Source organism: Tepidibacter aestuarii, from assembly GCF_934924865.1.
GTDB classification, from domain to species: Bacteria; Bacillota; Clostridia; order Peptostreptococcales; family Peptostreptococcaceae; genus Tepidibacter_A; species Tepidibacter_A aestuarii.
The window spans coordinates 1,241,262-1,254,507 of record NZ_OW235315.1 but is presented as its reverse complement, the minus strand read 5'-3'; the positions used below and the strand labels follow the sequence as shown (position 1 = coordinate 1,254,507).

Annotated in this window: 15 protein-coding genes and 1 riboswitch; of the genes, 3 read left to right on the top strand and 12 right to left on the bottom strand. The window is 30.3% G+C overall.

Annotated features, from left to right (window positions below):
- Window positions 1–127 precede the first annotated feature (127 nt).
- From M2214_RS06075 to M2214_RS06065, 3 genes are all read right to left on the bottom strand, one after another.
- On the bottom strand, window positions 128–1,060 hold the full coding sequence (locus M2214_RS06075; RefSeq protein ID WP_248483813.1) for an exonuclease domain-containing protein: 933 nt from the start codon (window positions 1,058–1,060) through the stop codon (window positions 128–130).
- Between the two features lie 244 nt (window positions 1,061–1,304).
- Window positions 1,305–1,811, bottom strand: coding sequence for a GNAT family N-acetyltransferase (locus M2214_RS06070; RefSeq protein ID WP_248483811.1), 507 nt, complete (start codon window positions 1,809–1,811; stop codon window positions 1,305–1,307).
- 5 nt (window positions 1,812–1,816) lie between these two features.
- Entirely contained in the window at window positions 1,817–2,320 is a 504-nt protein-coding gene (locus M2214_RS06065) for a MarR family winged helix-turn-helix transcriptional regulator (protein ID WP_330651561.1), read from the bottom strand.
- A gap of 202 nt (window positions 2,321–2,522) precedes the next feature.
- Here M2214_RS06065 and M2214_RS06060 point away from each other — a divergent pair, with 202 nt between their 5' ends.
- The 3 genes from M2214_RS06060 (at window position 2,523) to M2214_RS06050 (ending at window position 5,073) form a co-directional block, all read left to right on the top strand.
- Entirely contained in the window at window positions 2,523–2,918 is a 396-nt protein-coding gene (locus M2214_RS06060; protein ID WP_248483809.1) for a hypothetical protein, read from the top strand.
- A gap of 233 nt (window positions 2,919–3,151) precedes the next feature.
- Window positions 3,152–3,242: riboswitch (glycine riboswitch) on the top strand.
- Window positions 3,243–3,427: 185 nt separating this feature from the next.
- Window positions 3,428–3,697, top strand: coding sequence for an ACT domain-containing protein (locus M2214_RS06055; protein WP_248483807.1), 270 nt, complete (start codon window positions 3,428–3,430; stop codon window positions 3,695–3,697).
- A 17-nt stretch (window positions 3,698–3,714) separates the two neighbouring features.
- Entirely contained in the window at window positions 3,715–5,073 is a 1,359-nt protein-coding gene (locus M2214_RS06050; RefSeq protein WP_248483805.1) for a PFL family protein, read from the top strand.
- Window positions 5,074–5,140: 67 nt separating this feature from the next.
- Here the strand turns inward: M2214_RS06050 and M2214_RS06045 are convergent, their stop codons facing one another.
- From M2214_RS06045 to gcvPA, 9 genes are all read right to left on the bottom strand, one after another.
- A complete protein-coding gene (locus M2214_RS06045) occupies window positions 5,141–5,551 on the bottom strand; it encodes an amidohydrolase family protein (RefSeq protein WP_248483803.1) in 411 nt (136 codons plus the stop codon).
- Window positions 5,552–5,639: 88 nt separating this feature from the next.
- Window positions 5,640–6,479 carry an MBL fold metallo-hydrolase gene (locus M2214_RS06040; RefSeq protein WP_248483801.1) on the bottom strand — a complete coding sequence of 280 codons (840 nt, stop codon included), beginning with the start codon at window positions 6,477–6,479 and terminating at the stop codon, window positions 5,640–5,642.
- 150 nt (window positions 6,480–6,629) lie between these two features.
- The gene (gene lipA, locus M2214_RS06035) at window positions 6,630–7,487 is read right to left on the bottom strand and encodes a lipoyl synthase (protein WP_248483799.1); all 858 of its coding nucleotides are present in this window, start codon (window positions 7,485–7,487) and stop codon (window positions 6,630–6,632) included.
- Window positions 7,488–7,524: 37 nt separating this feature from the next.
- The gene (locus tag M2214_RS06030; protein WP_248483797.1) at window positions 7,525–7,680 is read right to left on the bottom strand and encodes a hypothetical protein; all 156 of its coding nucleotides are present in this window, start codon (window positions 7,678–7,680) and stop codon (window positions 7,525–7,527) included.
- 70 nt (window positions 7,681–7,750) lie between these two features.
- Window positions 7,751–8,401, bottom strand: a complete 651-nt coding sequence (gene lipB, locus M2214_RS06025) for a lipoyl(octanoyl) transferase LipB (protein WP_248483795.1) — start codon at window positions 8,399–8,401, stop codon at window positions 7,751–7,753.
- Between the two features lie 32 nt (window positions 8,402–8,433).
- Window positions 8,434–8,622: a hypothetical protein gene (locus M2214_RS06020; protein ID WP_248483793.1), complete on the bottom strand. Its 189-nt coding sequence runs from the start codon at window positions 8,620–8,622 to the stop codon at window positions 8,434–8,436.
- Window positions 8,623–8,752: 130 nt separating this feature from the next.
- Window positions 8,753–10,423 (bottom strand): formate--tetrahydrofolate ligase, encoded by a 1,671-nt coding sequence (locus M2214_RS06015; protein ID WP_248483791.1) that lies wholly within the window; start codon window positions 10,421–10,423, stop codon window positions 8,753–8,755.
- A 14-nt stretch (window positions 10,424–10,437) separates the two neighbouring features.
- Window positions 10,438–11,889, bottom strand: coding sequence for an aminomethyl-transferring glycine dehydrogenase subunit GcvPB (gcvPB, locus tag M2214_RS06010; protein ID WP_248483790.1), 1,452 nt, complete (start codon window positions 11,887–11,889; stop codon window positions 10,438–10,440).
- Window positions 11,889–13,229 (bottom strand): aminomethyl-transferring glycine dehydrogenase subunit GcvPA, encoded by a 1,341-nt coding sequence (gcvPA, locus tag M2214_RS06005; RefSeq protein ID WP_248483788.1) that lies wholly within the window; start codon window positions 13,227–13,229, stop codon window positions 11,889–11,891. Before gcvPA ends, gcvPB begins: the two co-directional genes overlap by 1 nt.
- Between the last annotated feature and the right edge of the window lie 17 nt (window positions 13,230–13,246).

Below are 13,246 nucleotides of genomic sequence, written 5' to 3'. Positions count from 1 at the left end.
TATACTGCTACAAGTAAATTCTATCCTTCACTACTACCTTTGTAACGTACTTAAAATACAAAAAACCTTACCAATATTTCTATTAGTAAGGCTTCTCGTTATTATAATATATATAATTATAATATTTTTAAATCATATCAAAGAATTTAGATTCTGATATTATATGTATATCTTGTCCCTTTTCTATAAACAGCTCTGCCTTTCTCAATTTATTACTCTTCTTATCAAAAGATAGCTTTTCAATATTACAAACTCCTGCTACAAGATAATTTGTCTTTCTTGTTACACTACTTCCTACGATTCCACCAACATTAATAACATTCTTCATAGCCTCTGCTCTAGAGAGTGAATCTAAAGGACCAGTGAATACAATAGTTTTGTTGAAAAATGGATGTTCTTTATTAATATCTTCTCTTTTTTGATTTATTGTTATTTCTCCTGTGCTTCTATTGGTTATCCTTTTTCTTCTTGAACTTATTAATGAACCTGCTGAACTATATCCACCTTCATACATTCTCCCAATTCTTAAGTTTAACTTACTACTTAACTCATCTACGGTATCTACATTAAGCTCTTCACAAATATTAATCAATATATTAGCTGCTGCTGCAGCATCCTCACCTGCATGATGGTGTTTAAATTTTATATCTAGGTGCCTAGCAATGGTATTAAGCTTATAGTTTTCTAAATCTGTATAATAATTTTTTGACATCACCATTGTACAAGAATAATTAAACCCAGGATAAGAAATTCCATAGTTATCCAATGTATTTCTTAGCACACTCATATCAAATGATGCATTATGTGCAATTACAAAATTATTTTCAAGATACGGCTTTATATCATGCCACAACTCATTCATATTTCTTTCATTCTCAACATCTTCTTCAACAATACCATGAATCCATATATTCATAGGTGCAAAACGCATTTCATATGGCTTTATAAGCCAATATTTTACTTCTACAATTTTATTATCTTTCACAACAGCAATGCCTAAAGAACATGCACTATTTCTCTTTTCATTTGCTGTTTCAAAATCTATTGATACAAAATCCATTTAACTTCTCCTTCTAATTTATTCTTATATTTAATCCAACTTCAAACTAGCAAAAACAGAATTTTACTCTTACTAATTACATAATAATCTAAAATACTATATTATATAGTTTACTATAAATTAAAATTCACAGTAAAGTTTATCTTAAAATATCATAATAATATAAAAGCTATTAAAGACCAAGTTTTTCTGGTCTTTAATAGCTTTTATATTATTGATTGTATGTTACTTTACTTACACGTCCCTATATAGATCTACTTAATAATTTATCATAACAATAAAAAGGTTTTTCTTTTCCTAAAAAACTCATTTCTCCAATTAATTTAAAGTCAAGCTTTTTAAATAAACTATTCATTTTTGTATTTAGTGAATAAGTATCTGTCTTTAGGTATTTTACTCCATTAGCTACTGCTAATTCTTCAGCAAATTTCATTAAACTTATACCAATTCCTTTGTTTCTACAATTAAAATTAACTGCCATTCTATGTATTACCATCGCTTTTTCATCAAATGACCAATCTAATCCGTTATATTCATCTGGTTCTACATAATTAACGCATATAAATCCAGCAACTTGTCCATTTATATCATCAACATATAAATCCCCTTTTTCAATATCATTGGCAAAATCTTTAGATTGAGGATAGTTTTCATCCCATTGATAATTATTATAAGAATGCATTTCTTCTATAGTTTCTTTTATAATTTCCATAATATTGTTTAAATCACCTAATACTGCTTTTCTTATCATTGTAATCACTCCTTATAATTTTTTAGTTCGTGCCAATTAGCTTCTATATTTTCTTTCATTTTCTTTATCAATTCATATACTACAGATTTTTCTTCGTCTGTAAAACCTTTAAAGCAAATCTCTATATTTCTATTTTCCTCTTCAATAACAGAATTATATATATTTAAAACCTTTTCAGTAGGAAATAGCCTATATATTCTTTTGTCAACCTCATCTTTTTCTTTATTTATATATCCTTCATTCATTAGCTTTTGAATAACTTTAGTCGTTGTTGTTTTATCTACCTTTAATAATATCGACAACTGCATAAGACTAATACCTGGATTCTCACATATACGAGTTAGAAATATAAACTGACCTTTTTGTAAATTAAGTTTTTTAAATTTCATATCACTTATAGCATGTATAGTTCTAGATAATGTTCCTACTTCTCTTAAAATATGACTATGTAACTTAATAATAAATTTCACCTCCGAAACTATAGTTGAAGTTTCAACCAATATTAGCATACTTTAAATTCATTGAAATTTCAACTATATTTTTCATCTCTTATATCTCTACTTTTAATTATTCATTGTATTTTATATGAATCCAAAAAATTTTAAAAACATCTTTTTTCATATGTAATTTTTTAGTTGGAAATGTTTATAAGGTATTTTAATTTTCAAACATGAGAAAATAATAGTACATTCAATTTAAGGAGGTTTTATAATGAAACAATTTGAAAAAGATCATAATGTAAATACAAATAAAAGCGAACATTTAGATTTAGAAAATGCTCGTAGAATAGATGAGCTTGTAGATTTAGTTGAAAAACATACAAGAACAGAACGTCATCTTGAACAGCATTCTGATATTTCTTCTCCTGAACAAATTGAACATTGTAAAGAAGTTCAATGTGAAAGAGAGCATCAAATAAATAATTTAAAAAATATAATAGCATATGGACAACATGAAAGCGATAATGATCTTGAAAACTTAGAGCAAAATTACCATTATACTCAGGGATATATAGAACATAATCATGAGAATATGAATCAACAAGATCTTGAAAGAGCTAAAGAAAAACAAGAGCATCGTAAAGATCAAATGAAATTTTTAAAATAAAAATAAAAAGGAGTATCTCACAATAAAATGTGAGATATTCCTTTTTTAATCTTTTCATTAAAATCTCAACCATTTTTTAAAAAATCTCAACCATTTTTTAAATTTATTTTAAATATAACACAATATAATATTTAATTTTAAGTTGACTCATATAAATAGTTTATGTTAGAATCATTTTATTAATTTCATACAATCGGTTGAAGATAGCGGAATAAAATTTTTAAACCGCTATTGGACGAACCTCTGGAGAGACTCAAAAGAGCACCGAAGGGGAAAGCCAAAATTTTTGGTGAAACTCTCAGGTAAAAGGACAGAGGATTTTGTATATTAAAGAATATACCTATTAATTATAATTGCTTTAATATTGGCAATTATAATAGCTTTCTCTTTAATTACAAAATCTTAATCTCCAGAGACTAAATTTTGAAATTTAGTCTTTTTTAATTTTTTTGGAAATAATATATTTAAATTTAAAAACAATAATTAAATCAAAGAGGAGATGATTAACAATGAAAGCATTTGTATCTGTAATTGGGAAAGACAAAATAGGGATTATTCATAGGGTAACTTCTGTACTCTCAGAAAATGGTGTTAATATCTTGGATATAAACCAAACACTTTTGCATGATTATTTCACAATGATAATGTTTGTAGATTTAGAAAAAATGCAAATAGATTTTAACGAATTAAAAAATAAACTTGAAGATGCTGGTAATAAAATAGATGTTTCTATTAAAATTCAACATGAAGATATATTTAATTCAATGCACAAAATTTAAGAATGGAGAGATAAAATATGACTAACTTCAAAAATATAATGGAAACAATAAATATGATTAAAAATGAAAATCTTGACATAAGAACAATCACAATGGGAATATCTCTTTTAGATTGTTGTGATAGCGATGGAGAAAAATCAAGAGAAAAAATTTACAATAAAATTGTAAAATATGCTAAAAGTTTAGTAAAAGTAGGAGAAGAAATTGAAACTGAATATGGAATCCCTATTATAAATAAGAGAATATCTGTAACTCCTATCTCTCTTATTGCTCAGTCTAGTAATGATAAAGATTATGTAGAATTTGCAAAAATACTAGATAAAGCAGCTGAAACTGTAGGCGTTGACTGTATTGGAGGATTTTCAGCTCTTGTACATAAAGGTTATTCAAAAGGAGACAAAATACTTATAGATTCAATTCCCGAAGCTTTGGCTGTTACTAAAAGAGTTTTTTCTTCTGTAAACGTTGGATGCTCAAAGTCAGGGATTAATATGGATGCTGTTAAGGATATGGGCACTATAATTAAAAAAACAGCTTTTCTTACAAAAGAAAACGACAGTATAGGATGTGCAAAGCTTGTGGTATTTGCCAACGCAGTTGAGGACAATCCGTTTATGGCAGGAGCATTCCATGGAGTAGGAGAAGCAGAATGTGTGATAAGCGTTGGAATAAGTGGTCCTGGAGTTGTAAAATCTTCTCTTGAAAATGTAAAAGGAGAAAGTTTTGATATTGTTGCAGAAACAATAAAGAAAACTGCATTTAAAATAACAAGAGTTGGTCAACTTGTAGCCAATGAAGCTTCCGCAAGACTTGGTGTTCCATTTGGAATTGTAGATTTATCACTAGCTCCAACTCCTGCTATTGGAGACAGTGTAGGAAGAATTTTGGAAGAAATAGGGCTTGAAAGTTGTGGTTGCCATGGAACTACTGCTGCTTTAGCTCTTTTAAATGATGCGGTAAAAAAAGGTGGCGTTATGGCATCTTCTCATGTAGGAGGACTTAGTGGAGCATTTATTCCCGTAAGTGAAGACGAAGGCATGATTAATGCAGTAGAAGTAGGTTCGTTAAACATAGAAAAGTTAGAAGCTATGACATGTGTGTGTTCTGTAGGGCTTGATATGATAGCTATACCTGGTGATACACCTGATACAACTATATCTGCAATCATTGCAGATGAAGCAGCTATTGGAGTTATAAACAACAAAACCACTGGCGTAAGAATAATTCCTGTGTACGGAAAAACTCTTGGGGATAAGGCTGAATTTGGAGGTCTGCTTGGAAGAGCGCCAATAATGGCTGTAAACAAATTTTCAAGTACTGATTTTGTCAACAGAGGGGGAAGAATTCCAGCACCTATTCATAGCTTTAAAAATTAATAGATGATCCAATATTCTATAAAATAAAAGAAAGGGTTTTTTACCCTTTTTTTATTTATCTATAAGATTACTTGATGTATTTTCTCAAAGTTGTCTTTGTTTGTGAGTCAGCAAAAGATGCATCAACACTGTTATAATAAAGCTGTTTATATTCATAATAAGTTATATCTAATTCATTTAAAACTATACTATATTCATTACTTAAAGTTGTATCTGATACAGCTCTATTATCACTATTAATCGTTACTTTGATTCCATCTTTATGAAAACCATAAATCGGATGATTTGCAAATGAATCAACTGCTTTAGTTTGAACATTACTTGTCGGACAAATCTCAAGTATAACTTTTTTATTCTTTACAATACTATATGCATCTTCACAATCTTTTATATAAACTCCATGACCAATTATTTCAGCTCTAACACTTCCATCTAAATGACACTGCAGCTCAATTTTAGGTAATTTTATTAAGTCCATTTTATCCTAAAACTTATATTAAATTTATCAGTAATTATTAAGAAAATAAAAACCATAAAATTTATAATGAACTTAATTTGACAAACTATCATATAACTTCAAATGAATTACCTGTATTGTTGTTAAAAAAGCTATTATTAAATATTTCCTTAAGCTTTTTTTCTGCATTTTCTCCTGTACAATGAGACACACCTATTAATTGAATATTCTTTTCCTTAAAATATGCAATTGTCTTATTTAATCTAATCTCATCTGCATCAACTAAATGAGTTCCCCCAACAATTCCATAAATATTCATATTTATTCTCTTACTTATTGTTTCCAAAATATTCACTACACCTATATGAGCGCATCCTAAAACAACAAATAACCCCCTATTTGTTTTTATTGCTAATACAATTTCATCTGAAAAATCATCTAGTTCATACATATCATTATGTTTAATATAAAAATTTGGATTTAAATTCTCGAAATTATTACTTCTTAAAAAATTCGAAAACACTATTATATCATCATTTATATTAAATACATCTGATGATACATTCTCTATATGAGTTCCATGGGACTTTACGTATGCTTTATCAAATGAATTTCCGTTAAATTTATATTCTCCTCCATGTATTAATTTATATTTTTTATCAAAAAAACTATTTCCTACTATTAGCTTAAATGATGACTTTACTTTTTCTAAAAGTTTTTTAAATCCTCCACTATGATCATAATGGCCATGACTTAAAATAACGTAATCCAATTTATTTAAATTTATATTCAATTTTTCTACATTTTTAATAAAATCCCCACTTTGTCCTGTATCAAATAAAATACGTACTCCATCAACCTCAATATACATAGATAGTCCATGCTCATTACATAACAAAGGATTATCTCCTAAATTATTTTCAATAAGCGTCGTTATTTTTAAACTCATTGAATTCACCTCTTTATTTCACTTTTTCTATAATTATCCTCTTTGAAATAGACTTTCATCATAAAATACTTATTTTACATTATATTTCATCCATTTACAACAAATAGCTACCTAGATTTCATATTTACAAAATCTAGGTAGCTACTTTAATTAAGCATGGGATAACATCTCTGCTGCATTATATGAACTTCTTACTAATGGATCTGAAGCTACAAACGAGAATCCCATACTAAGCCCTTCTTCTTTATATTTCTTAAATGTATCTGGGTGAACATATTCTTCGATAGGGTAATGTTCTTTACTTGGAGCTAGGTATTGACCTATTGTCAAGTAATCACAGCCTACCTCCCTTAAATCTTTAAGAAGATCTAATACCTCATCTTCTCTTTCGCCTAAACCTACCATAATACCTGATTTTGTATATATACTAGGGTCTATCTTTTTCACATTCTCCAATACTTTTAGAGACCTTTCATATATAGCTTGTGGTCGTACATTTTCATATAAACGAGAAACGGTCTCCATATTATGATTTATAACGTGAGGTTTAGCATCTATTATTTTTTTTAATGCTATCTCATTTCCTTGTAAATCAGGTATTAAAACTTCTATTATTATATTAGAATCTTTTTCCCTTATTTTGTTAATTACCTTACTAAAATGTTCTGCTCCACCATCTGGTAGATCATCTCTAGTTACAGAGGTTATTACCACATGCTTTAGTCCTAGTTCTACAGTAGCCTTTGCCACATTCTCTGGTTCATTTTCATCTACCTTCTCTAATTCACCATGTGATACATTACAAAATTTACATCCCCTAGAGCATTCGCTTCCTAGTATCATAAAGGTAGCTGTTTTTTTACTAAAGCACTCCATTCTATTAGGACACTTAGCTTCCTGGCAGACAGTATTTAAAGAAAACTCCTTTAAGATATTATTTACATAATCTAAGCTTCTTCCTGTTTTCAAGTCAATCCTAAGCCATTCTGGCTTTCTTTTAACCGTCATAACCAGACCCCCTTTTTTATCTTACCTAACTAAATTTCTAACTAGCTTTTATTATTTCATTACATTTTTCGCAGTTTTTACAATTTTCACATGAATAATAAAAGATATAATCGCTACCCATCCAATTTAAAATACTTTCAATATCCTTTAGTTTATGTTTTTCACAAATCATAATCTTATCATTATAAATCATAATCAACCTCCTCGTTGTCATTAATAATGAGCTATTTACAGAAATTCAAAACATTTTTCTAGATTAGATTTTAAGCGTTTTTATTTTTAATCCTTTTATTGAAAACTTCTTCAAAATATTTTATTACTTTATCATTTATTTCTTTTAAATCCTCTTCTTTTCCAGTAATGCTTTTTACGGAAGTTACACCCTTATCTTGTATACCGCACGGAACTATAAGATTAAAATGATCTAGATTTGTATTTACATTAAACGCAAATCCATGCATAGTAACCCCTCTTTTAACAGCTAATCCTATGGCAACTATTTTATTAGATCCTATCCACACTCCAGTATTTTCAACATCTCTATGAGCATGTATTCCATACTCTTCCTTTAACAACTCAATAAAAGCTTCTTCCATATTCATTACAAATTCTCTTATACTCATCTGTGAATCTTTTAATTTAAATATAGGATACCCAACTATTTGACCAAATCCATGATAAGTCACATCTCCACCACGGTTACTTTCAAATAGCTTTACTCCATTTTTATTTAATACTTCCTCAGAAACTAATACGTTAGATTTATCAGCCCTTCTTCCCATAGTTATAACAGGCATATGTTCAACTATAATCAAGGTATCTTCAATCTCATCATTTTGTCTTTTTTTAAGCAAATCAAATTGTATATTTAGAGCTTCTTCATATTCGCATTTACCTAATTTTAGTATGTTCATTATTCAATCAGCTCCTTCAATCAACCTTTTCCTTACACTAACTCATATCTGTAAATAAGTATATATTTGCCTTTTCTCTCCTTTAATCCAGCTTTTAATATGTGAGCTACTTTTCCAGTAGAAAATTCAATTTTAACTCCCTGAACTGATTCCATATATTCTTCAACAGTTTTTCCATGCTCGGGTTCTACCATTTCTTTTACTCCCCACGGAAGTGCCATTACTTTTGCCTCATCTCAAGTTTCACAAAGTGAAGCCTTTCTATCTTTTATAGAACTTAACAAACTATTATTTAGTGCCTCTTTTACATTCCCATCATGTGCAAATAACATATTCAATCCCCCCATATTTTTAGAATAATCCTACTATTTCTCCATCTTCCAAAATATCCATTTTATTAGCAGCTGGCACTTTAGGAAGACCTGGCATAGTCATCACATTTCCTGTTAGCGCTACTAAGAATCCTGCTCCCACAGAAGCTCTTATAGAACTTACTGTTATTCTAAACCCTTTTGGTCTACCTAATAACTTGGGATCATCAGATAAAGAGTATTGAGTTTTAGCCATGCATATAGGTAATTTTGAAAGTCCTATTCTTTCATATTTTTCTATTTCTTTAGAAGCTTTAGAAGTAAAATCTACTCCATCTGCACCATATATTTCTTTAGCTATATTTTCTATTTTTTCTTTTATAGATAAATCTAGGCTGTATAGTGGTTTAAAGTTAGATTCTTCCTTCTCTACTAACTCCACAACCTTTTTAGCCATTTGTGCTCCACCGTCTCCACCTTTTGCCCATACCTGAGATAGTACTACATTTACCCCAAGTTCTTTACATCTTTGCTCAACAAATTCCAACTCTTCTTTAGTATCTGTAGGGAATTCATTTAAAGCTACAACAGCTGCTACTTTAAATTTCTTTACATTCTCTATTTGTTTTTCTAAATTTCCAAATCCATCAGCTAAAGCCTTCATGTTTACATTTGAAAGATCTGCCTTAGCTACTCCTCCATGATTCTTCAATGCTCTTACTGTAGCAACTATCACCACTGCACTTGGTTTTAATCCTGCATATCTACATTTAATATTGAAGAATTTTTCAGCCCCTAAATCTGCTCCAAAACCAGCTTCAGTTACTACATAATCAGCTAACTTAAGGGCTGTTTTAGTTGCCATAACAGAGTTGCACCCATGTGCAATATTAGCAAAAGGTCCTCCATGAATTATAGCTGGAGTATTTTCTAATGTTTGAACTAAATTAGGCTTTATAGCATCTCTAAGAAGCAGTGCCAATGCTCCTGTAGCATCTAATTGTCCTGCCGTAACAGGTTCATCAGAGTACGTATATCCTATAATCATCTTAGATAATCTATCTTTTAAATCATCCATTCCATTAGCAAGACACAATATAGCCATTATTTCAGAAGCAACAGATATATCAAATCCATCTACTCTAGTAACTCCATTTCCTTTTGCTCCAAGAGCTACTGTAATCTCTCTAAGAACTCTATCATTCATATCTACTGCTCTTCTCCAAGTGATTCTCTTTGGATCTATATTTAATTTATTTCCTTGGTGCATATGATTATCAATAAGAGCTGCCATAAGATTATTAGCTGTAGTTATTGCATGTATATCTCCAGTAAAATGAAGATTTATATCATCCATAGGAACTACTTGTGCATAACCTCCTCCTGCTGCTCCACCCTTAACACCAAAGCATGGTCCTAGTGAAGGTTCTCTTAAAGTAGTTATTGCCTTTTTGCCAATCTTATTCAGCCCCATACTAAGACCTACATTAATGGTAGTCTTTCCTTCTCCTGCTGCTGTCGGATTTATTGCTGTAACTAATATCAATTTTCCATCTTCTTTTTCTTCTAGTTTTTTGCATATGTCTAATGACAATTTTCCTTTATACTTACCATATAGCTCTATATCATCTTCCGTTATTCCCAATGTTTTAGCAACTTCCAATATAGGTAACATCTTTGCCTCTTGAGCTATTTGAACATCAGTCTTCATATATGTATCCCCCTTTATTTATTCCACTTTAGAATTAAATTTCTTGCTGCTCTTGCCTCATCAACTCTTCTTATAGGTGTATTATATGGTGCTCCTTTTAACATTTCAGGATCTTCTTTAGCTTCTTTTGCAATTTTTATCATAGTTTCGATAAATCCATCCATAGTTTCTAAGCTTTCTGTTTCGGTTGGCTCAATCATAATAGCTTCATTAACTATGAGTGGGAAATATACAGTTGGTGGATGATATCCATAGTCTAATAATCTTTTAGCTATATCAAGTGTTGGTACTTTTAGATTATCTCCTATACCACCTAATACGAATTCATGCTTACATACTTTATCTATTGGTAAATGATAGTGTTCTTTTAATTTCTTCATCATGTAATTTGCATTTAATACAGCCGTCTCACTAACTTCTTTTATTCCTTCCCTACCCATGGCTAATATATAAGTATATGCCCTTAACATAACTCCATAATTACCATAGAATCCTTTTATTTTTCCTATAGATTCTGGTCTATCATAATCTAATATATATTTACCATCCCTTTTTTCTACTACAGGAGCAGGTAAAAATTTAGCTAAATGTTCCTTAACTCCTACAGGACCACTACCTGGACCTCCTCCTCCATGAGGAGTTGAGAATGTCTTGTGTAAGTTATAGTGCATTACATCAAATCCCATATCTCCCGGTCTTGTAATTCCCATGATGGCATTCATATTAGCTCCATCATAGTATAATTGACCTCCTGCATCATGAACCAAATCTGCTATTTCTTTAATATTTGATTCAAATAATCCAAGAGTACTTGGATTTGTTAACATCAATCCCGCTATCTCATCACTTAAAACTTCCTTTAGAGCATCAATACATACCGAACCATCTTTATTTGATTTAATTTCCACTATATCATAACCAGCTAAAGCTGCAGTGGCTGGATTTGTTCCGTGAGCAGAATCAGGAACTATTATTTTAGTTCTCTTAAAATCATTTCTGCTATTATGGTATGCCTTTATTAGCATAATACCTAGTAATTCTCCATGAGCTCCAGCTGAAGGTTGTAAGGTTACCATATCCATTCCTGCTATTTCAGCTAGCATTTCACCTAGTTCATATATAACTTCAAGAGATCCTTGAACTGTACTTTCAGGCTGGTATGGATGAATTCTGCTTAAATCTTGCATCCCCGCTACATCTTCATTTATCTTTGGATTATACTTCATAGTACAAGAACCCAATGGATAAAAACCAGTATCTACACCATAGTTTTTATTAGACAAATTAGTAAAATGTCTAATTACATCTAATTCACTTACTTCTGGCAGATTTAGCTCTTCTTTATTTAAAAACTCTGATGGAATTATATTTGATAAATCTTTGTGTGGTACATCATTCTTAGGAAGCTTATATCCACATCTTCCAGGTTTAGATATTTCAAATATTAAATTATCATAGTTTCTCATTACAGCACCTCCAATACACTTGAAAGCTTGTCTATTTCGCTCTTAGTTCTCTTTTCTGTTACACAAAACATTAAGCTATTATTGTATTCTTCATAATCTTTTCCTAGTTCATACCCACCAAGAATACCTTCTTCTAATAGGTTCTCATTTACCTTGGCACTATCCAAATCACTAGTAACTACAAACTCTTTAAAGAAAGGTCTGTTAAATAAAGGCTTAAACTTTTTACTCTTAGTTATTTCATCAAAAGCATACTTAGCTTTTTGAGCAGATTGAACAGCAACTTCTCTTAATCCTTCTTTCCCTAAGGTAGTTAAATAAATAGTTGCCATCAACATGTTTAAACCTTGGTTTGAACATATATTAGATGTAGCTTTAAACCTTCTAATATGCTGTTCTCTAGCTTGAAGAGTTAAAACAAAAGCTCTCTTTCCATCTGCATCTACAGATTCACCTACTATTCTACCTGGCATCTTTCTAGCAAGCTTTGACTTAGTTGCCATAAATCCTAAATACGGACCTCCAAAATTTAATTCATTTCCAAACGATTGAGCTTCTCCTACTACAATATCCGCTCCTTGTTCCCCCGGACTCTTTAATATTCCTAACGATATTGGATCTACATAAGTTATTAATAAGCCTTTATTTTCATGTATTAATTCTCCTGCTTTAGAGTAATCTTCTATTATTCCAAAGAAGTTTGGACTTTGTATTATAACTCCTGCTGTTTCCTTACTCACCAGAGACTTTAAATGCTCCATATCTGTGACTCCATCTATCATATCCACTTCAATCACATCTATATTTTTATACTGCATATAAGTTTTTAAAACTTTTCGAGTCTCAGGATTCACTGTTTTAGATACTAAAATAGATTTACGTCTAGTATTCAAACAAGCCATTATTGCTGCCTCTGTACAAGCCGTTGCTCCATCATACATAGAAGCATTAGATACATCCATTCCTGTCAAATTACTAATCATAGTTTGATACTCAAATATAACTTGCAATGTTCCTTGGCTTATCTCAGCTTGATACGGTGTATAAGCAGTTAAAAACTCAGATCTTGAAGCTATATGCTTTATAATTGCAGGAATGTAATGGTCATATGCTCCTGCCCCTAAAAAACATGTTAACTCATTTAAACTCTTATTTTTACTTGCAATATTATTCATATGATTAAATATCTCTATTTCTGACATTCCCTCTCTTAAATTAAGATCTCTATCTAACTTAAGTTCTTCTGGAACATCACTGAATAAATCATCTACAGATTTTACATTTATCTCATTTAACATATATTTTTTATCTGTTTCTGTATTGGAAATATATCTATGCATAGCCTGCCTCCTTCATA